Below are 20,419 nucleotides of genomic sequence, written 5' to 3'. Positions count from 1 at the left end.
AAATGAAAAAAGTTCTCACTCTATTTTTTTTTGCCTGTATCTTCTTTGGGAAACTGCATTAGTACAATAAACACAACAATATTTTTTTACCCTATTAGTTTTAGATACTAAAAAGAATTGGTTGCAATTAATATTTTGGCAAGCTCTGTAAGATGCTTGTTTAGAATCCAAATAGAATAATGATAAGTACATAGCAGATAGTAAGGAAGGAAGGTTCCAGTTGGGTTGCATAGTTTTTGCATTATACACTGGTTTAATTTCAGATAAATGATGATTGAGCTCTCTCTCAATAAGAAATTTAGAAATTGTTAATAATGCTTTTTTTAAATCTGTGTTTTCTTCAATGATAATTTTTTCATACACTTCTTTTGAAAATGGCATGTTTAAAGATAACGAATGCAAATCAATTATAGAAATTCGTTGAACAAAATGAAATAAGAAATCTACTATTAAACACTCATCTTCTGAAAAAATGGAAGTGTTTTTTGTTACAAATGACTTAAATATTTGTTTAATGAAATCTAAAGATGAATCTTCACTTTCAAGTAAACTTTCATAATTAGTTATATTCATATCATAGAAACCAGCGTCAATAATGTTATCTTTAACTCTATATGCTGGATAACTTCCTCCATCATTTCTTGGAATTTGAATTATATTACCATTACCTTCAAAATTAATCTTATTAGCACTTTTAATATTATGTAAAAAATTATCTTGTGTAGGTTTATAAAATATTTTCTCGTTTATTTTTACATTTTTCTTTTCACTTAATATGAGAAAGAGCACAGAATCGAGTAATTTTTTATAATCAATCTCACTTGACTCTTGAGCATTTAGCAAATTTATTAAAGCCTCAAGGTTTTCTTTTATATAAATGATGTCATCTATGTCGACTGATATGTACTGATTAAATTCTTTCAAACTAAATAAAAATCCATATTTTTTAAAAAATGACATGATAGATTCGATGTCATTTTTTTTTATCCCCAAAAATTCACCTAAAATATTATTTTTTTCACTTCCTTTACTTCTACTGATTTCCTTCAATCCTTCACCATAAATATAGGCAGCTCGGAACTTTTCAGTACTATTATTTCTAATCACTAAGCTCTTTACTTTTTCGCCTGTACTCGGTTCGACAATTTCATTAAAGTTGGTTTCACATTTAAAGCTTTCGAAGACAAATGCACTCTTAAATGTGTCGTAACTCATTTGGTATACCCCCACCTTTCAAATAGTAATTAATAAATTACTAATTTCTAATTATGTCTATATTAACATTATCAAAAAATATTATTTAATCAATGATTTATTTTTTAGATAATTAGATTTTTAGACTATTTTAATTACCTAGTTAGAAGAGAGACAATAAAGTCAATAGAAATTTAGTTGTGGCACTTTAAACTAGAATTCTATCAAAAAAATATCAAATGCCTGATTTGCAATAAGGGCAAAGGATACATATTGAAAATCACAGTCCATATGGATTGTTGTGACTCAATATTAGTACCCTACCCTTATTGCGCACTTTTTTAGGTAAAGGGCAGTGTACTTCAGGACAAGTTAGTTTTTGTTTGTATCCTTTGTCTTCCGCAAATAGGCGGAAAGGATGCCAGACAATGACAAAAGAGAAAGCAGTGAAAAGACTTGAAAAGAAGTACATTACGAATCAAAACAAAAGAGGAGTTTATATTTATTCGGGAGCAAATCAACCGCCAATAACAATTACTCCTGGTGAAAATGGTGTAACAGAAGTTGACATTAAAATTATACATGAAATGGATGATGAAGAAACTAGAGCATGGAATAGATATATCGAAAAAACAAATCATTATATCGATGACTTTGTAGGAGATTCACAAGCCGAACATAATAAAGTACTAGCTGATTGGGACGCTAATCCAATTAATGAAATTGTAGAAATGGAAAACTACCAAGAAAAACAGGAATTAATTAATGAGTTGTCAGATGCCATGCGACACTTAACTGAGAAACAATTAAGTACGATTCAAAAGAAGTTTTTTGAAAACAGAACGAATGTTGATATTGCTGCTGAAGAAGGTGTAACGGAAGCGGCTATTCGAAATCGTCTAACAAAAATATACAGAAGATTAAAAAAGTTAATTCGAGAAGGCTCATAATTGAGCCTTTTTGAAATTAATCGTAAAAAACGGGTTCGAATACGGCGAAAAAATCGCTTATAGGTGAGAGGATATTAAATCACTCTTAGAAAGGAGTGTTTTTCAATGAGTCTAAATCACAAGGTGATTATCAATGTAACAGATCAGCATGGCGAAAAAACACGAGTAGTTGAAGGTAAGAGAAAAACAGTACGAAGTAGAATGCTAGATTTACTACTCGGCAAAAAGGTGAATTTGCTCGTTATCACACCTGGGGACTCAGTGGAAACAGTAGAAATTAAAGAATCCAAGAAAGGTGGTGAGGCTTGATATGAGCAGAACAAAATTACTTCTTGATCTAGTAACTGATTTAAACAATCTAGCTGAAACAGTGCAAGAAATTGCTGAAGTGTTAGCAAGTAATGAAGAGTCTCTACGAACAAAAGAAGAAGACGTTGTTAAGAAAGATGAATCAAGAAAGGAAGTAACACTTGAAGAAGTGAGAACCTTACTTGCACAAAAGAGCCAAGCTGGATTTACAGCTGAAATAAAAAAGTTACTGAGAAAATATCATGCGATAAAGCTAAGTGAAATTGATCCAAAACATTATGTTGCACTTATGGAAGATGCGGAGGAATTGAAATAATGAAACATGCCATTTTATCCGCTTCAGGCGCACATCGCTGGTTGAAATGTACTCCATCCGCTCGACTGGAATTAGAGTTTGATGATACTTCAGGAGAAGCGGCAGCTGAAGGAACTGCTGCTCATGAGTTAAGTGAGTATAAATTAAGAAACGCTTTAAACAGGGAGTGCGAAAAGCCATCGTTAGTCTATCATTCTGATGAGATGGAATTTCATACAGATGGATACGTTCAATACATTCTAGAAGTAATTGAAGAAGTGAAACAGAAAACAAAGGACCCGCTTATTTTGATTGAACAACGATTAGATTTTTCAAATTATGTGCCAGAAGGTTTTGGAACAGGGGATTGCGTAATTGTTGGAAATGATGTTGTTCATGTAATCGACTTTAAATATGGACAAGGTGTTTTAGTAGAAGCGGAAACTAACCCGCAAATGATGTTGTATGCACTGGGTGCTTTGAACTTGTTTGATGGCATTTATGATATTGAACAAGTTTGCATGACCATCTATCAGCCACGACGGGAAAACTTAAGTGTTTTTACACTAGCAAAAGAAGAACTACTAGATTGGGCGAATAATGTTTTACAATCTAAAGCGGAGTTAGCTTTTGCAGGTAAAGGTGAATACGTGGCTGGTGATTGGTGCAGGTTTTGCAGGGCATCTGTTAAATGTAGGGCAAGAGCTGAAGCAAATTTAAAAGTTGCTAAATATGAATTCAAAAAACCACCACTTTTAGCGGATGAAGAAATTGCCGACATATTAACAAGCATCGCCGATTTAACGAAGTGGACAAATGAAATTACTAGTTATGCGACAAGTGCTGCAGTCAATCATGGCAAAGAATGGCCAGGATTTAAAGTGGTGGAAGGTAGGTCTATACGTAAGTACACAAATGAAAAAGATGTCGAAGAAGCTGCAATTAAAGCTGGTTATGAAGACATTTATAAAAAGAGCATTTTAACCATAACGAACATGGAAAAGTTAATGGGTAAATCTAAGTTTAATGAAATTTTAGGTCAATTTGTTATGAAGCCAAAGGGCAAACCGACATTAGTTCCATTATCAGATAAACGACCTGAAATAAAAAATATATCAATTAAAAATGAATTTATGGAGGAAAATTAATTATGACAAAACAAGTAAAAAATCCAACGAAAGTAATTACAGGAGTAGTGAGATTATCTTATGCAAATGTATGGGAGCCAAAGTCAATTAATGGTGGAAAAGAAAAATACAGTGTCAGTATTATCATTCCAAAAGATGATACAAAAACATTACAGGCAATTGAGAAAGCGGTAGATGCTGCGATTGAAGAAGGTAGAGGAAAGTTTGGCGGGAAGATTCCAAACAAAGCTGCATTAAAATTACCACTTCGTGATGGTAATATTGATCGCTCAGATGACGAGGCATATTCAAACAGCTACTTTGTAAATGCAAATAGTATCACTCCACCACAAATTGTTGACAAGGACATCAATCCAATTTTAGAGCGCTCGGAAGTTTACTCAGGAGTTTATGCACGTGTAAGTATTAATTTTTACGCATTTAATTCAAATGGAAATCGCGGGATTGCATGTGGCCTTGGAAACATTCAAAAGATTCGAGATGGAGAACCGCTTGGTGGACGTACAGATGCCTCTGTCGATTTTGCCACTGATGTGGATGATGATTTCTTATCATGAGAACGTTAAATATCGACATTGAAACGTATAGTAGTGTGGACCTCGCTAAAAGCGGGGTCTATCGCTATGTAGAAGCAGAAGATTTCGAGGTCATGTTATTTGCTTATAGTGTGGACGGAGGTCCTGTTCATATTGTTGATTTAGCGAATGGTGAAGTGATTCCGAATGAAATAGAACAAGCGATATTTAATAAAGAAATTACGAAATGGGCATTCAATGCTCAGTTTGAACGTGTCTGTTTAAGTAAACATTTTAAGCAACATTTATTTCCAGATGATTGGCGATGCACAATGATTTGGTCTGCTTATTTAGGATTGCCACTTTCATTAGAAGGAGCAGCAATGATAACTGGTGCAGATAAACAAAAGTTATCTGAAGGGAAGGATTTAATTCGGTTTTTCTCCATTCCTTGTCGTCCAACAAAATCAAATGGAGGTCGTACTCGAAATTCAAAAGAACATGCACCTGAGTGGTGGGAGAACTTTAAAGAATATAACAAACGTGATGTGGAAACTGAACTAGCAATTCAAGAAAGATTATCTAAGTTTCCAATGCCAGAGGATGAGTGGGAAAATTACCGTTTAGATCAGCTTATTAACGATAGGGGAATAAAGCTAGATTTAGAGTTTGTTGCTCAGGCAATTAAATGCGATGTACTTATTCGAAGTGAACTATTAAGCCGCATGAAAGAAATAACCCAACTGGACAATCCGAATTCCGTCATGCAAATGCGTGAATGGTTAAAAGAACAAGGTATTGAAACAGATAGTTTAAATAATGCAGCAGTTATGCATTTAATCGAAGAAACTGATGGTGAAATTAAAGAAGTTTTACAACTAAGAAGACAACTCGCTAAATCAAGTGTAAAAAAATATACAGCAATGGAAAATGTCGTTTGTGAGGATGGACGGGCAAGAGGTTTAATTCAATTTTACGGGGCAAACCGAACAGGAAGATTTGCCGGAAGATTAATTCAAGTACAAAACCTACCACAAAATCATCTCCCCGACTTAGAAGAAGCACGAGAATTATTGCGACAAGGAAACTTTGAAGCTTTGAAACTATTATATGATTCGATTCCGAGTGTACTTTCTCAGCTGATTAGGACCGCATTTGTTCCTATTCGGAACAATAAATTCATAATCGTTGACTTTAGTGCAATCGAGGCTCGTGTGATTGCTTGGATTGCTGGTGAAACATGGCGAAATGAAGTGTTTGCATCGCACGGAAAAATTTATGAAGCATCTGCTGCACAAATGTTTAAAGTTCCAATTGATGAAATCTCAAAAGATAGTCCACTTAGGCAAAAAGGAAAGATTGCAGAATTAGCCCTTGGTTATGGTGGTTCTGTTGGTGCTTTAAAATCAATGGGTGCACTTAGTATGGGACTGGAAGAAGAAGAATTAAAGCCTCTTGTTGATGTGTGGAGACAATCCAATTCTAAAATCGTGAAGTTTTGGTGGGATGTCGATCGAGCTACGAAGGAAGTTGTAAGAGAAAGAAAATCAAGAACTACTCATGGAATTAAATTTGAATACCGAAGTGGCATGTTACTCATTGGTTTGCCTTCCGGTAGATGGCTTACGTATGTTAAACCACGTCTTGGAATAAATAGCTTTGGAAATGAGTCTGTGTCTTATGAAGGAATTGGTGCAACAAAAAAGTGGGAGCGGATATTTAGCTATGGTCCGAAGTTTGTTGAGAATATCGTGCAGGCAATTTCAAGAGATTTATTGTGCTATGCATTAAAGTATGTTCATGAAGAAGGCTTTCGAATTGTTATGCACGTACATGATGAAATTGTAATTGAAGCACCAAAAGATGTAACCGTTGATTATATTAGCGATTTAATGAGTGAATCTCCTCCATGGGCAAAACATCTAAATTTACGCGCAGATGGATTTGAAACAGACTTTTATAAAAAAGATTAACAAAGGGGGGTTCGAATCCTCCTTTTTCTTCGCATATAGGTGAGAGTAATTTTATTTACTCTACAACTATTTGTTGGAGGCTCATTTACATGAACAATTTAAAAGTATTTGATTTCGAAGGTATCTCAGTTAGAACAATTTTAAAGGACGGTAATCCGTGGTGGGTTGCCAAAGATGTGTGTGGAGTTTTAGGTATATCAAAGTATCGTGATGCTGCTGAAAGATTGGATATAGATGAAAGGGAGCCGATAACAGTGGACACCCTTGGAGGTCCACAAGAAATGATTTGTATCAATGAAAGTGGTTTATACACTTTGATAATTCGTTCAAACAAACCAAATGCTAAAAAGTTTAGAAGATGGGTTACTCACGATGTCCTTCCATCGATTCGAAAACATGGTTTATATGTGGTCGATGAAGTTCTTACGAATCCTGATATTTTAATTAAAGCATTACAAGAATTAAAAGCTGAACGTTTAAAAAATACCCAGCTTACAGAAACAATCAGTATTCAAGAACAACAAATTGTCGAGATGAAACCGAAAGCGAGTTATTACGACATTGTTCTTAATTGTAAAGATGCGGTTGCAATTTCCGTTATTGCAAAAGATTATGGAAAATCAGCTCGCTGGTTAAACAAATATTTACACGAACAAGGTGTTCAGTATAAACAAGGGAAGATTTGGTTGCTTTATCAAAACCATGCGGAGTTTGGTTATACAACGACAAAGACTCATACGTTTAAAGACAGTAATGGATATGACCGTTCAAAAGTGCATACGTACTGGACGCAAAAAGGTCGTTTGTTTATTTACGATTTACTTAAATCAAATGGCATCTTACCAAAGATTGAACTGAACAGTTAAGCATTGGAGGTATTCGATATGAAAATTGCTGTCGGAAATAGTCGAATGGATCGTAAGTGGAAAAACAAAGATATAACGTGGGAAGCATTCGTAGATTTAGTAAAACAAACGATTCGTACGACTGAAACGGTAGAAGAATATAAAAAGATGAATCGTGCAAAACAAGACTCTATTAAAGATGTGGGTGGGTTTGTTGGTGGAGAATTAAAACAAGGCAAAAGAAGGAACGGACATGTATTGTCACGTTCACTTCTTACTCTTGATATGGACTATGCAATACCTGGCATTTGGGATCAAATTGAACTTTTATATGATTTTAAATGCTGCGTATATTCAACACATAAACACACTCCGAATAAACCACGGCTTCGATTAATTATCCCATTAAAACGGGATGTGTCAGAAGATGAATATCCAGCAATCGCAAGAATGGTCGCAAAGGAAATCGGAATCGATTATTTCGATGATACAACTTACGAACCTTCAAGGTTAATGTACTGGCCATCTACACCATCTAATGGTGAGTTTTTCTTTAATAAAAAGGATGGAGATTTATTAGATCCAGATGTGTACTTATCTAAATATGTTGACTGGCGAGATACAACTACATGGCCGGTATCATCACGACAATCAGAGGTTGTGCAACGTAACATTAAAAAGCAGGCTGATCCTTTAGAAAAAGATGGTATCATCGGTGCGTTTTGCAGGGCTTATTCAATTGAAGAGGCAATCGATACATTTTTAAATCATGTGTATGAACCTAGTTTAATGGAAGGAAGATACGATTATATCCTAGCTGATTCATCCGCAGGTGTTGTGATTTACAATGGAAAGTTCGCTTATAGCCATCATGCAACAGACCCGGCATCGGGTTATTTATTAAATGCTTTTGATTTAGTAAGGCTTCATTTGTTTCAGGATTTAGATGACAAAGCTTCATATACAACAGCAACTACAAAACTACCATCTTTTAAAGCAATGACAGAATTTGCACTAAAGGATGAACTAGTAAAAGCACAATTTGCTGAAGAACGAAAATCACAAGCAGAAGCTGAATTTAGTGAAGATGATTGGGAAGGACAGCTTGAACTAGATAAAACGGGTGCAGTTAAAAATACACTTAAAAATTTAATTTTAATATTAGAACATGATCCAAATCTTCAAGGTATTGTGTTTAACGAGCTATCGGACAATTTGGAAATTGTAAGTACCGTTCCTTGGTCGCATCCATCTAAATACTGGCGAGATGCAGATGATGCGCAGCTGATAAGTTATATCGATGCACACTATGGGTCTTTTTCAGCTAGAAATTATGATGTGGCGATTGCCAAAGTAGCTGATGACAGGTCTTATCATCCAATACGTGATTTTATAGATGACCTGCCAGAATGGGATAAGGTGCCAAGAGTAGATACGCTTTTAATTGATTATTTAGGTGCTGATGACAATCCGTATGTTCGTGCTGTTACAAGAAAAACATTGTGTGCTGCAATTTCAAGGGTTTTGACACCTGGAACTAAGTTTGATTCTATGCTTGTTTTAAATGGCCCGCAAGGTGTCGGAAAAAGTACACTCATTGCAAGACTTGGCGGTGAATGGTTTTCAGATAGTTTAAGTTTATCAGATACAAAAGATAAAACGGCAGCCGAGAAATTACAAGGCTACTGGATCATTGAAATTGGAGAACTTGCAGGATTAAAAAAGGCAGAAGTAGAAACACTTCGTAGTTTCTTATCCAGACAAAACGACATATATCGAGCGAGTTTTGGAAGAAGAGTTACACCACATTTAAGGCAATGTGTATTTTTCGGAACGACTAATGCTGAAAAGGGATATTTAAGAGATACAACGGGAAACAGACGATTTTGGCCTGTGAAAACACCAGGTGATGGTATTAAAAAGTCATGGGAAGTTTCGGAAGAGGAAGTTCTTCAAATATGGGCTGAAACTTTGGAATACGTGAAACAAGGGGAAAAACTTTATTTAGAAGCAAACCTTGAACAATTAGCTAAAGAAGAACAAAGAGAGGCAATGGAATCAGATGAGCGGGAAGGTTTGGTACGTGAATATCTTGATATGTTATTGCCAGAAGATTGGGATGAAATGGATTTATATGAACGTAGAGCATATATCAATGGCACAGAGTTTGGTGATAGTAAGAAAAAAGGTGTATGGAAACGTGAATATGTTTCCAACATGGAAATTTGGTGCGAGTGCTTTGGAAAGGATCGTTCTAATTTAAGAAGGATGGACGGTAACGAAATCGCAACGATTATGGCGAGCATTGGTGGATGGACAGGACTCGTAAGAAAAGAGCGGATTTCTATCTATGGACCGCAGTGGGTTTATGTTCCGAAAGACTAAAAAAAGTTTGGAACGCTCGGAACAAATAGTGAAACAAACAAGCAAAAATGTGTTCCTTTGTTCCGAAAAGGACTGTTTGGAACATCCCATAGGAACAGGCGGGAGCCCATTGTCTAGTAGGGTTCTATCAAACTTCTGTTCCAATGTTCCAATAAAAATATAATATATAGAAAATGTATGAATATATAGGGGAAATCACGTGTAAACGCCTATATACGCGCGTAAAGGAAATTTTTGTTTTTCGGAACTGGAGTGATTAAATGCGAGAAAAGCAAATTGAACAAAAGTTAGTGAAACAAGTTAAAAATATGAGTGGTCTTGCGATTAAACTTGCAGCACCAGGATTTGATGGTTTGCCAGACCGACTTGTGTTGTTACCAAACGGAAAGATAGCTTTTATTGAGGTGAAATCACCTGGAAAGAATCTGAGACCTTTGCAAGAAAAGCGAAAAAACGAGTTAGAGAAACTAGGTTTTTTAGTATTCTGTTTGGACAATCCTGAGCACATTGGAGGGATGCTTCATGCAATTCAAACCTCATGACTATCAAGTTTACGCAACAAATTTTATCGTAAACAATCCGATAGCTGCAATCTTCCTTGAAATGGGCCTTGGAAAAAGTGTTATTACACTAAGTGCAATTTATGAATTAATGTTAGAGCGATTCGAGGTTAGTAGGGTTCTTGTTATTGCACCACTTCGAGTAGCAAGAGATACATGGCCTGAGGAAATTGAAAAATGGAGCCATTTGAACGGACTAACCTATGCAGTGGCAGTTGGAACAGAAAAAGAACGACTTGAAGCATTATATTCGGACGCACATGTATATATCATTAACAGAGAAAATGTAGAGTGGTTAATTGCGAGAAGCGGTTTTGATTTTAACTTTGATATGGTTGTAATCGATGAACTATCATCATTCAAATCCCATCAATCAAAACGTTTTAAAAGTCTGATGAAAGTAAGACCAAAGGTGAAACGAATGGTAGGTTTAACTGGGACACCTTCATCAAATGGACTAATGGATTTATGGGCAGAATATCGAATATTAGATATGGGTGAGCGGCTAGGCAAGTTTATTGGTAGATTTAGAGAATCCTATTTTGATCCAGATAAAAGAAATCAACATATGATTTTTTCCTATAAGCCTAAGCCAGGAGCTGAAAAAGCGATATATGACAAAATTGCTGATATCACGATTAGTATGAAAGGGACTGATTATTTAAAACTTCCCAATCTGATGATGAATGAAGTGCCCGTCCCTTTAAATCATAAAGAAAAAGAAACACTGGATGTTATGAAGCGAGATTTAATTGCAACGATTAAAGGAGAAGATATAACCGCTTCAAACGCAGCTGCATTATCTGGAAAACTTCTTCAAATGGCAAATGGAGCGGTATATGACGACAAAGGTTCCGTCATTCAAATACATGATAGAAAACTAGAAAAGTTAGAAGATATTATTGAAGCAGCAAATGGTAAACCTGTTTTAATTGCTTACTGGTTTAAGCACGATCTACAAAGAATACAAAGTCGTTTTAAAGTGGAAATTCTAACTAGTAGTGAGTCAATTAAGAGGTGGAACGAAGGGAAAATTCAAATTGCAGCAATCCATCCAGCATCCGCAGGGCATGGTTTGAATTTACAAGCAGGTGGATCAACACTTGTTTGGTTCGGACTTACGTGGAGTTTAGAACTGTACCAACAAACAAACGCTAGACTTTATCGACAAGGTCAAACGGATACGGTTGTTATTCATCATTTAATCGCAAAAGATACGATGGATGAACGTGTGATGGAGGCTTTAAATAAAAAGAACAATACACAATCGGCTTTAATCGATGCAGTGAAAGCAACATTAAAGGGGGGAATACTCGTATGAATATTGTTTGGCAATATCTTGATAAAAGAGCCGCTACGATAAAAGTTTTAAAAGACTACAACAGTATGAAGCATATCATTGAACGTACTGATGATGATATCTCCATGATTTATGACGGGATGATATCACCTAGTTCTCCTGTAAATGATGGGATGCCAACTGTACGTAATCCGCAAGCAAATGAAAATCGAATTGCCCATACTATTGATAAAATTGATGTGTTAAAAGAAAGATTACGACAAGCCTTAGAGTACATGGACTGGTTTCAGCCTGCTTGGGATGAGTTAACAGAAGATGAACAATTTGTTTTACATGAGTTTTATATGGTGGAAGAACAATCGCAAACAAGCGCAGTGTATAATATTTGCGACCGTTTTAATATAGAACGTTCGTCAGCTTACAACAAGAAAAATCGAACTTTGGAACGTTTAACACTATTACTCTATGGCAAGTGAGTAATATCGTGGACGCTTTTTTACTTTACCTATAATAGAATGATAGTAGAGAAAAATTATCGATAGCCTTCGTAGGTAAACCTACGGGGCTTTTTTAGTGATGGAGTTGAGTATAATGCCAAAGAAACCAAAAAAGCCATGTATGCATAATGGTTGTCCCATGCTAACGAACAGAAAGTATTGTGAGTCCCATGCAGAACTCCATTCTAATGATAGGCCAAGTGCTACAAAACGTGGATACGGTTATCGTTGGAGGAAGGTAAGTAAGCAATTCCTAAAAACACATCCTCTTTGTAAACAGTGTGAACGAAGCGGTAGATTGATTCAGGCAACTGTTGTTGACCATATTAAACCGCACCGAGGAAACATGGAGTTGTTCTGGGATAAAAGCAATTGGCAACCATTGTGTAAGAAATGCCATGATCGTAAAACCGGAAGGGAAGACCGTTATCCGGTTTACACCTTTTAATAAGCATACCCAGGGGGGAGATGAATCTCTACAATCAAAGCCACCACGACCGTCGGCCCCCTTCGCGTGAATTTTCGCGAAATTGTGCAAGGGGGGTATCATAGAGAGAGTCATTTATAGAGATTACCCCACTGTCCATAAGTGTTTTTGGCAGTTTGTTTTTTGCGTAAAAGTTCAATGGAAGATAAATCTAAAAGCTGTATACCATTAATGATACTAAGGTTTTTCAATACATTCTTAATTTAACAGTAATACCTAAAATGCACCTTATTAAGCATGCTGAACAGCTGATTAAGGTGTATTTTTATCGATTTTATTAAAAAGATTACGCAGAAAGGAGTGCAGAGGGTGAATGAGATAGAAAGGCAGATAATTTTTGATTTGAGACTTAAAGGAGTCGGCTATAGAGCAATCGCCACAGTGCTAGGTAAGAGCCGGGACAGTGTCCGTGGTTTTTGTAAAAGAAATGGTCTGGTTGGGGATTCAAGTGTTGTTGCATTAAACGTCAAGGAACAAATGAAAAACCATTTACTCTGCACTTCATGTGGACGACCGATAAACCAAAAAGCGCGTGGTAGAGTTCGTAAGTTTTGTTCAGAACATTGTCGGAGGAAATGGTGGAAAGAAAATCCTAGAGCGCGGAATAGGAATAAATCAGCATTTTATCATTATACGTGCCAACAATGTGAAAGAGAATTTAGTTGCTATGGAAATAAAAGACGAAAGTACTGTAGTCATGACTGTTATATCAAATCTAGATTTTGGAGTGAAGAAGATGAAGTTTGAAAAACTAGCAATTGATGAATTAGTTCCTGCAAGCTACAATCCTAGAAAAAAGTTGAAACCTGGGGATAGTGAATTTGAAAAAATTAAGAATAGTATACAAGAATTTGGTTATGTGGATCCTATCATTGTAAATAGTGATAGAACAGTTATTGGTGGTCACCAACGACTGACGGTATTAAAGACATTAGGTTATACAGAAATAGACTGCGTCATCGTTGATATTGATAAGACAAAAGAAAAAGCACTAAATATAGCATTAAATAAAATTAGCGGTGAATGGAATAAAGAACTACTTGCAGATCTTATTCAAGATTTGCATTCTGTAGAATATGATGTTTCATTTACAGGTTTTGACCCCCCTGAAATTGAACAGCTTTTTAACGAAATTCATGATAAGGAAATAAAAGAAGATGATTTTAACGTAGATGAGGAACTTAAAAAACCGACTGTTTCACAAAAAGGTGATATGTGGTTATTAGGGAGACATCGACTCATTTGTGGGGATAGTACAGATCCAACTGTCTATAGGGAACTTATGAATGGACAATTAGCAAACCTCGTGGTGACAGACCCACCATACAACGTAAATTATTCTTCTCAAGTTGGAGATATAAAAAATGACAATTTGAAGGATGAAGAGTTTTATAATTTCCTTTTAAAAGCGTATAAAAATATGGCTGCTAACATGGAAAAAGATGCGTCTATCTATGTGTTTCATGCTGATACTGAAGGTTATAACTTTAGAAAAGCATTTAAAGATGCCGGATTCTATCTTTCGGGAGTTTGTATTTGGGCAAAGCAAAGCTTAGTGCTTGGTAGAAGTCCTTATCAATGGAAACATGAACCGATATTATTTGGTTGGTTAAAAGATGGAAAGCATAACTGGTATACAGATCGAAAGCAGAGTACCATTTGGAATTTTGACAGACCATCTAAAAATGCACTCCATCCAACGATGAAACCAGTTGCGCTTTGTGCCTACCCGATTAAAAACAGTAGTATGAGTAATTGTATTGTACTGGATCCATTTGGTGGTAGTGGTTCTACATTGATAGCATGTGAACAAACAAACCGTATTTGTTACACGATTGAATTAGACGAAAAATATACAGATGTAATAGTTAAAAGATTTATTGAACATGTTGGTACAGATGAGGAAGTGTATCTATTAAGAGGAAATAAAAAACATAATTATCGTGACCTGAAGGTGATTGCCGATGAGTAAATTAACTTTAGGTTCACTATTTGATGGAAGTGGAGGATTTCCATTGGCTGGATTACTTTGTGGAATAAATCCTGTATGGGCTTCAGAAATAGAGCCATTTCCGATAAGAGTAACGACAAAGCGAATCCCGCAAATGAAACATTTAGGAGATATCAGTATGCTCCGAGGAGATAAAATTCCTCCCGTTGATGTGATAACTTTTGGCTCACCTTGTACCGATTTATCTATTGCAGGTAAGCGGGCAGGACTTGATGGAGAACAGTCGTCATTATTCTATCAAGCCATTCGAATTATAAAGGAAATGAGGTGTAAAACGAATGGTAAATATCCAAAATACGCAGTATGGGAAAATGTCTGTGGAGCCTTCTCTTCAAACAAAGGACAAGATTTTAGAAGTGTCCTTGAAGAATTCTGTAAGATTAAAGAAGAAAGCGTTGCTATCACTAAACCTGACAAGTGGGAACACGCAGGTGAAATTGTGGGAGAAAACTTTTCACTCGCTTGGCGAGTCCTTGACGCGCAATATTGGGGAGTTCCCCAGCGAAGAAAACGCATCTTCCTTGTCGCAGATTTTAATGGACAGAGTGCATCCAAAATATTATTTGAGTCAGAGAGCCTGTCAGGGAATTTTACGAAGAGCGGAGAAACGAGGAAAAGAATTACCACAAGTATTGAAGATAGCTTTGGAGCGGCAAGCGAACTCTGCTTAAATGACCAAGGCGGCAGTCGAATGGATGTGACTAATGGAAAAACAGCAACACTTCGTGCTCAGTCTAATCATCCACCGCTTGTTTTTGAAAATCATGGCAGAGATGCGAGGGTTAAAGGACCAATAGAGGTTGCTCAAACGGTACTATCAGTTTATGGAACTGGAGGTAACAGTCAACCTTTTATTTTAGAAAAATCTAAAACGTTTGATGTTCGCTTTACCTCTGAGGGTACTGCAAATGTTAGAGCAAATGTTTATGAAAGTTCTATTTCAAGAACTATTGATACATCTGGAAATGTGCCTGATAGTAATCAAGGTGGAATTGCTGTGGTTGCTGTTCAAAGTGAAGGGGATAAAAAGAATAAAACCCCAATTTTTTCGGCAAGTAAAAACTCCCATTTTACACATGCGAAAGAAGAAGTTGCAAATACGTTAGTTGCAACAGATTACAAAGATCCTCCACTTATTAATGAACCTAACAGAATAGTACGTAGATTAACTCCAACTGAATGTGCTAGACTTCAAGGATTTCCTGATGAGTGGTGCAGTAACCTTGGAACAGATGAGCCTACAGAAGACGAAATCTTATTCTGGACAGAAGTGTGGGAAACACATAGAAAAGTAATCGGTAAAAGTAAACGACCAAAAACAAGAAAGCAAATTATCAAGTGGTTAAATCAACCACACTCTGACACTGCTGAATATAAAATGTGGGGAAATGGGGTCGCATTGCCATGTGTTCATTTTGTACTAAAAGGAATCGTACAAACATTGCATAGAAATTCTAATGCAGGATAGTTTGAAAATACGTTTTAATAGCTTGCTATATCTTGTGTTTAGAGTGATATATGTACTACACCAAAACACAGGAGGTAGTGAAAATGGAACGGAAAGAAATGGTCAAAAAACTAGGCGAATTTTTTGATGTAAAACCAACTTATTTAGGTGTCCCAAGCTTTGCTTATGAGATAGTGACAGCTGAGGAAACGTACACGATTGATAGGGAAGGAACGATTACAAATTCAGCAGGAGAAGAGAGGAGTTTTGAAGAAATTGTAAATCCACCAATACATGAGGATGCAGTGAAGAACGATAATCAATCAGTAAATTTTGAACTTGAAGGCATGGAGATTACACTTCCACTTGAGGGTCACACTGGAAACACTCTGAAAAATATTGTAAATATGCTTTATAGTAAACAGCACCTAATTATGATGGCATTCGAAACAACAGAGCCATTGATGGATGAAACCATACCAAAGGATTTTAGCAAAAAGGAAACGGAAACTATTCAGGATTTTAAAATGGTATTTGAAGAACTAGGTGATGGAAAGATGCCAGGATTAACTTTTGACTTTGAAAATGAAATCTTCACCATCAAATTAGCGGGTAAAAATTTAAATTCAGAGAAAATAGATGCTTTTCAAGCCCTTGTTACTTTCATTAATCAAAATGCTAAAAGGCAAAAAAGAGCATCCTTCAAAAAATCTCAGAATGACAATCCAAAGTATGCCTTCAGAACTTGGCTGATACGGCTTGGTATGAATGGACCACATTATAAAACAACAAGGAAGGTCCTCTTGAAAAACCTCGAAGGAAGTGGAGCTCATCGGAATGTGAGGGGCTCAAATGGATAAGTTTTTTACACAAGCAAACTGTGACCGCTGTGGTGGAAATTTAAAAGACGGTAGAATTATGTCCATGTACAATACTGATTGCATTTGTCTAGCATGTAAAGACAAGGAATCTAAACGCATTGACTATCGTGATGCAGTTAAAGCCGACCATGAAGAAATCAAGAAAGGAAACTACAATTTTCCAGGTATCAATAGTAATAATTAAACTGCTATTCTCTAAGTTAATATGGATGAACAAATACGCAAAAAGTAATGGGATTTGTTGAAGTATCAATAAATATCTTCAAACTGGGTCTGTCTTTGGATAGACCCTTTTATTATGCCAAAATTGAAGGGAGGTGGCGCTTGTGGCTCAACGTGGACGTAAACCCAAGCCGACTGCAATAATGGCGCTAGAGGGCAATCCTGGCAAACGAAAGCTGAACCAAAATGAACCTAAACCTGAAAAAAGAGCGCCTAGATGTCCATCTTGGCTTGAACCAGAAGCGAAGAAAGAATGGCGTAGAATGGTCAAAAAGATGGAGCATTTAGGTATTCTAACAGAAGTTGATATGGCAGCCTTTGCTGGATATTGTCAAGCTTATGCGAGGTGGAGAGAGGCTGAGGAGTTTATTTCCAAACATGGATCGATTGTTAAAACACCATCGGGTTATTGGCAGCAAGTGCCTCAAGTATCTATCGCACAGAGTTATTTAAAAATCATGACTCGTTTTTGTGAACAGTTTGGATTAACACCTTCATCAAGAAGTAGGATAGTGGTTGAGCAGACGAATGATTCAAACGATCCAATGGAGTTAATGCTCTTGCAAGGCGGTGGTAAAAGTGTATGACGAAAAGAAAGCACAGCATGCTGTGGATTTCATAAGTCTTTTAAAGCACACAAAAGGACAGTGGCGTGGTGTTCCTTTCGATTTATTACCATGGCAAGATAAAATTATTCGAGATATTTTTGGAACAGTAAAAGAAAATGGATATCGTCAATATAATACAGCTTATGTTGAAATTCCAAAGAAAAATGGAAAGAGTGAACTTGCTGCAGCTATTGCCCTATTAATGACATGTGCTGATAATGAGTGGGGAGCAGAAGTGTATGGCTGTGCTTCAGATAGGCAACAGGCATCAATTGTATTTGATGTTGCAGTTGAAATGGTGGACCAATCTCCAGCACTCAGAAAAAGATTTAAACCAGTCATGTCTATGAAACGTTTAGTTTATAAGCCTACAAATAGTTTTTATCAAGTATTATCTGCTGAAGCCTATACCAAACATGGACTTAATGTTCATTCAGTGGTTTTTGATGAATTGCATGCCCAACCAAATCGAGAATTATTTGATGTTATGACGAAAGGTTCAGGAGATGCAAGACGTCAACCGTTGTTTTTCTTAATTACAACAGCTGGGACAGATCGGAATTCAATTTGTTATGAGATACATCAAAAAGCAGAGGATATTATTGAAGGTAGAAAAATTGATCCAACATTCTATCCAGTGATTTATGGAATTGATGATGACGATGATTGGACAGATGAAAAGAACTGGTATAAAGCTAACCCATCGCTTGACCATACCATTGACATAGAAAAAGTTAGAAATGCATTTATTAGTGCTAAAGAAAATCCGGCAGAGGAGAATATCTTCCGTCAATTAAGGTTAAATCAATGGGTAAAACAATCAACCCGTTGGATGCAAATGGATAAGTGGGATGCCTGTGATGATTCCATTGACTTCGATAGTCTACGAGGTCGAGAATGCTTTGCTGGTCTTGACCTTTCGAGTACGACTGATATAACAGCGTTTGTGTTAGTTTTTCCACCAAGAACAGATGATGAGAAGTACGTTGTTCTACCTTATTTTTGGATTCCAGATGAAAACCTAAAAGTCAGGGTGCGAAGAGACCATGTACCATATGATATTTGGAAACAACAAGGGTTTATCAAAACTACTGAAGGTAATGTCGTTCATTATGGTTTTATCGAAGCTTTTATTGAAGAATTAGGGACGAAATACAACATTAAGGAAATTGCATTCGATAGATGGGGTGCAGTTCAAATGGTTCAGAATTTAGATGGGATGGGTTTTGTTGTTGTGCCATTTGGACAGGGATACAAGGATATGTCTCCAGCAACCAAAGAATTAATGAAAATTACATTAGAAAATCGGATCGTTCATGGGGGAAATCCTGTTTTACGTTGGATGATGGATAACATTTTTGTGAGAACAGACCCAGCTGGGAACATAAAGCCAGATAAAGCAAAAAGTACAGAACGAATTGATGGGGCAGTTGCTTTGATTATGGCATTGGACAGGGCGATAAGAAATGAGAATAGGGAAAGTATTTATGATGAACGTGGGATAATTATTCTGTGATTCTATCTATAAGAAGATTATGTTAGAGCTCTTTAGGGAGGTGGTTAACATTAAGTTTCCATTTATACAGAAACTATTTAAAACTAGAGCTAGTCCCAAAAATAGTCTTCTGGGAAATACTTATAGTTTTTTCTTCGGCGGTACAACTAGTGGGAAATCAGTTAATGAAAGAACCGCTATGCAAACTACCGCAGTTTATGCTTGTGTACGAATTTTAGCAGAAACCATTGCAAGCCTTCCACTACATTTATACAGACATACTGATAATGGAAAAGAAAAGGCGATAGAACATAATTTGTTCTATATGCTACATGATGAGCCAAATAATGAGATGACTTCGTTCGTGTTTAGAGAAACACTGATGAGTCATCTTTTATTATGGGGAAATGCTTATGCTCAGATTATCCGAGATGGTAGAGGAGAGGTGCTTTCTCTTTATCCATTACTTCCCAATAGAATGACGGTGGATAGGACTGCATCAGGAGAACTGTACTATGAGTATCGTAAAGACGAAGGTTCTACCATTCTTAGAAGAGAAGAAGTTCTACACATCCCTGGTCTTGGTTTTGATGGGTTAATAGGATACTCACCAATTGCTATGGCAAAAAATGCAATCGGAATGGCGCTGGCAACAGAGGAATATGGTGCTAAATTCTTTGCCAACGGTGCAAATCCGGGTGGAGTTTTGGAACACCCTGGAGTAGTTAAGGATCCAACAAAAATTAGGGAAAGCTGGAATGCCGTCTATCAGGGAAGTGGTAATGCCCATCGAATTGCGGTACTAGAGGAGGGGATGAAATTTCAAAGTATCGGTATCCCACCTGAACAGGCTCAATTTCTGGAAACTAGGAAATTTCAGACCGAAGAGATTTGTAGAATTTTTCGTGTTCCACCACATCTCGTGGCGAATTTAGATAAAGCAACATTTAGCAATATTGAACATCAATCAATTAGCTTTATAGATAATACAATTATGCCTTGGGTAACAAGAATTGAACAGTCTATGAAGAAAGCTTTATTAAGTGATAAAGATAAAAGGAATTATTCTATTAAATTTAACTTAAATGGCAGATTACGAGGGGATGCAGGTTCAAGAGCACAGTTCTATCAAATTATGCGACAAAATGGGGTCATGTCAGCAAATGATATACGCGAGTTAGAAGAGATGAATATGATTTCATCTGATATGGGAGGAGATAAATATTTAGTGAACGGTAACTTTGTCGACATGTCAAAAGCAGGTATTTGGACAGAGAAATATGAGGAGGGGTAGTCC

Annotated in this window: 20 protein-coding genes; 19 read left to right on the top strand and 1 reads right to left on the bottom strand. The window is 36.4% G+C overall.

All coding sequences use genetic code 11. From position 1 onward, the window contains the following. Nucleotides 1–15: 15 nt before the first annotated feature. Complete coding sequence (locus tag MHB50_RS11230) at nt 16–1,215, bottom strand: hypothetical protein (RefSeq protein WP_340083796.1); 1,200 nt, start codon at nt 1,213–1,215, stop codon at nt 16–18. A gap of 407 nt (nt 1,216–1,622) precedes the next feature. Between MHB50_RS11230 and MHB50_RS11225 the strand changes: the two genes are divergently transcribed. From MHB50_RS11225 to MHB50_RS11135, 19 genes are all read left to right on the top strand, one after another. Next, nucleotides 1,623–2,144: a sigma-70 family RNA polymerase sigma factor gene (locus tag MHB50_RS11225; RefSeq protein WP_340083795.1), complete on the top strand. Its 522-nt coding sequence runs from the start codon at nt 1,623–1,625 to the stop codon at nt 2,142–2,144. Nucleotides 2,145–2,249: 105 nt separating this feature from the next. Next, complete coding sequence (locus MHB50_RS11220; protein ID WP_340083794.1) at nt 2,250–2,453, top strand: hypothetical protein; 204 nt, start codon at nt 2,250–2,252, stop codon at nt 2,451–2,453. Between the two features lies 1 nt (nt 2,454). Next, the gene (locus tag MHB50_RS11215) at nt 2,455–2,769 is read left to right on the top strand and encodes an rRNA biogenesis protein rrp5 (RefSeq protein WP_340083793.1); all 315 of its coding nucleotides are present in this window, start codon (nt 2,455–2,457) and stop codon (nt 2,767–2,769) included. Then, entirely contained in the window at nt 2,766–3,896 is a 1,131-nt protein-coding gene (locus MHB50_RS11210; RefSeq protein WP_340085333.1) for a DUF2800 domain-containing protein, read from the top strand. Before MHB50_RS11215 ends, MHB50_RS11210 begins: the two co-directional genes overlap by 4 nt. Nucleotides 3,897–3,898: 2 nt before the next feature. Further along, the gene (locus MHB50_RS11205; protein WP_340083792.1) at nt 3,899–4,453 is read left to right on the top strand and encodes a DUF2815 family protein; all 555 of its coding nucleotides are present in this window, start codon (nt 3,899–3,901) and stop codon (nt 4,451–4,453) included. Beyond that, nucleotides 4,450–6,384 (top strand): DNA polymerase, encoded by a 1,935-nt coding sequence (locus MHB50_RS11200; RefSeq protein WP_340083791.1) that lies wholly within the window; start codon nt 4,450–4,452, stop codon nt 6,382–6,384. Before MHB50_RS11205 ends, MHB50_RS11200 begins: the two co-directional genes overlap by 4 nt. Before the next feature lie 89 nt (nt 6,385–6,473). Beyond that, complete coding sequence (locus MHB50_RS11195; RefSeq protein ID WP_340083790.1) at nt 6,474–7,250, top strand: phage antirepressor; 777 nt, start codon at nt 6,474–6,476, stop codon at nt 7,248–7,250. 18 nt (nt 7,251–7,268) lie between these two features. Continuing rightward, complete coding sequence (locus tag MHB50_RS11190) at nt 7,269–9,614, top strand: virulence-associated E family protein (protein ID WP_340083789.1); 2,346 nt, start codon at nt 7,269–7,271, stop codon at nt 9,612–9,614. 260 nt (nt 9,615–9,874) lie between these two features. Further along, the gene (locus tag MHB50_RS11185; RefSeq protein ID WP_204667973.1) at nt 9,875–10,156 is read left to right on the top strand and encodes a VRR-NUC domain-containing protein; all 282 of its coding nucleotides are present in this window, start codon (nt 9,875–9,877) and stop codon (nt 10,154–10,156) included. Beyond that, entirely contained in the window at nt 10,137–11,495 is a 1,359-nt protein-coding gene (locus tag MHB50_RS11180; RefSeq protein WP_340083788.1) for a DEAD/DEAH box helicase, read from the top strand. Before MHB50_RS11185 ends, MHB50_RS11180 begins: the two co-directional genes overlap by 20 nt. Further along, nucleotides 11,492–11,950, top strand: coding sequence for a hypothetical protein (locus tag MHB50_RS11175; protein ID WP_340083787.1), 459 nt, complete (start codon nt 11,492–11,494; stop codon nt 11,948–11,950). The genes MHB50_RS11180 and MHB50_RS11175 overlap by 4 nt, the downstream gene beginning before the upstream one ends. A gap of 100 nt (nt 11,951–12,050) precedes the next feature. Then, entirely contained in the window at nt 12,051–12,419 is a 369-nt protein-coding gene (locus tag MHB50_RS11170; protein WP_340083786.1) for an HNH endonuclease signature motif containing protein, read from the top strand. A gap of 775 nt (nt 12,420–13,194) precedes the next feature. Next, complete coding sequence (locus MHB50_RS11165; protein ID WP_340085332.1) at nt 13,195–14,430, top strand: site-specific DNA-methyltransferase; 1,236 nt, start codon at nt 13,195–13,197, stop codon at nt 14,428–14,430. Further along, nucleotides 14,423–15,937 (top strand): DNA (cytosine-5-)-methyltransferase, encoded by a 1,515-nt coding sequence (gene dcm, locus MHB50_RS11160; RefSeq protein ID WP_340083785.1) that lies wholly within the window; start codon nt 14,423–14,425, stop codon nt 15,935–15,937. The genes MHB50_RS11165 and dcm overlap by 8 nt, the downstream gene beginning before the upstream one ends. A gap of 83 nt (nt 15,938–16,020) precedes the next feature. Continuing rightward, the gene (locus MHB50_RS11155) at nt 16,021–16,776 is read left to right on the top strand and encodes a hypothetical protein (protein ID WP_340083784.1); all 756 of its coding nucleotides are present in this window, start codon (nt 16,021–16,023) and stop codon (nt 16,774–16,776) included. Further along, nucleotides 16,769–16,981, top strand: coding sequence for a hypothetical protein (locus MHB50_RS11150; protein ID WP_340083783.1), 213 nt, complete (start codon nt 16,769–16,771; stop codon nt 16,979–16,981). Before MHB50_RS11155 ends, MHB50_RS11150 begins: the two co-directional genes overlap by 8 nt. A gap of 142 nt (nt 16,982–17,123) precedes the next feature. After that, on the top strand, nt 17,124–17,606 hold the full coding sequence (locus tag MHB50_RS11145; protein ID WP_340083782.1) for a phage terminase small subunit P27 family: 483 nt from the start codon (nt 17,124–17,126) through the stop codon (nt 17,604–17,606). After that, nucleotides 17,599–19,143, top strand: coding sequence for a terminase TerL endonuclease subunit (locus MHB50_RS11140; protein WP_340083781.1), 1,545 nt, complete (start codon nt 17,599–17,601; stop codon nt 19,141–19,143). The genes MHB50_RS11145 and MHB50_RS11140 overlap by 8 nt, the downstream gene beginning before the upstream one ends. Nucleotides 19,144–19,192: 49 nt before the next feature. After that, nucleotides 19,193–20,416 (top strand): phage portal protein, encoded by a 1,224-nt coding sequence (locus MHB50_RS11135; RefSeq protein ID WP_340085331.1) that lies wholly within the window; start codon nt 19,193–19,195, stop codon nt 20,414–20,416. The last annotated feature ends 3 nt before the right edge of the window (nt 20,417–20,419 follow it).

Origin of the sequence: Siminovitchia sp. FSL H7-0308 (assembly GCF_037980985.1) — a bacterium.
In the GTDB taxonomy this organism is placed as follows: Bacteria; Bacillota; Bacilli; order Bacillales; family Bacillaceae_C; genus Siminovitchia; species Siminovitchia thermophila.
Note: the sequence above shows the minus strand (reverse complement) of the source record. Positions and strands in the feature narration are given on the sequence as shown.

Bases quoted from the DNA above. Each gene is read 5' to 3' on its own strand.
- dcm (WP_340083785.1), top strand. From the start codon at position 14,423: ATGAGTAAATTAACTTTAGGTTCACTATTTGATGGAAGTGGAGGATTT.
- MHB50_RS11165 (WP_340085332.1), top strand. From the start codon at position 13,195: ATGAAGTTTGAAAAACTAGCAATTGATGAATTAGTTCCTGCAAGCTAC.
- MHB50_RS11150 (WP_340083783.1), top strand. From the start codon at position 16,769: ATGGATAAGTTTTTTACACAAGCAAACTGTGACCGCTGTGGTGGAAAT.
- MHB50_RS11175 (WP_340083787.1), top strand. From the start codon at position 11,492: ATGAATATTGTTTGGCAATATCTTGATAAAAGAGCCGCTACGATAAAA.
- MHB50_RS11215 (WP_340083793.1), top strand. From the start codon at position 2,455: ATGAGCAGAACAAAATTACTTCTTGATCTAGTAACTGATTTAAACAAT.
- MHB50_RS11205 (WP_340083792.1), top strand. From the start codon at position 3,899: ATGACAAAACAAGTAAAAAATCCAACGAAAGTAATTACAGGAGTAGTG.
- MHB50_RS11230 (WP_340083796.1), bottom strand. From the start codon at position 1,215: ATGAGTTACGACACATTTAAGAGTGCATTTGTCTTCGAAAGCTTTAAA.
- MHB50_RS11185 (WP_204667973.1), top strand. From the start codon at position 9,875: ATGCGAGAAAAGCAAATTGAACAAAAGTTAGTGAAACAAGTTAAAAAT.
- MHB50_RS11170 (WP_340083786.1), top strand. From the start codon at position 12,051: ATGGAGTTGAGTATAATGCCAAAGAAACCAAAAAAGCCATGTATGCAT.
- MHB50_RS11220 (WP_340083794.1), top strand. From the start codon at position 2,250: ATGAGTCTAAATCACAAGGTGATTATCAATGTAACAGATCAGCATGGC.
- MHB50_RS11225 (WP_340083795.1), top strand. From the start codon at position 1,623: ATGACAAAAGAGAAAGCAGTGAAAAGACTTGAAAAGAAGTACATTACG.
- MHB50_RS11190 (WP_340083789.1), top strand. From the start codon at position 7,269: ATGAAAATTGCTGTCGGAAATAGTCGAATGGATCGTAAGTGGAAAAAC.
- MHB50_RS11180 (WP_340083788.1), top strand. From the start codon at position 10,137: ATGCAATTCAAACCTCATGACTATCAAGTTTACGCAACAAATTTTATC.
- MHB50_RS11200 (WP_340083791.1), top strand. From the start codon at position 4,450: ATGAGAACGTTAAATATCGACATTGAAACGTATAGTAGTGTGGACCTC.
- MHB50_RS11155 (WP_340083784.1), top strand. From the start codon at position 16,021: ATGGAACGGAAAGAAATGGTCAAAAAACTAGGCGAATTTTTTGATGTA.
- MHB50_RS11195 (WP_340083790.1), top strand. From the start codon at position 6,474: ATGAACAATTTAAAAGTATTTGATTTCGAAGGTATCTCAGTTAGAACA.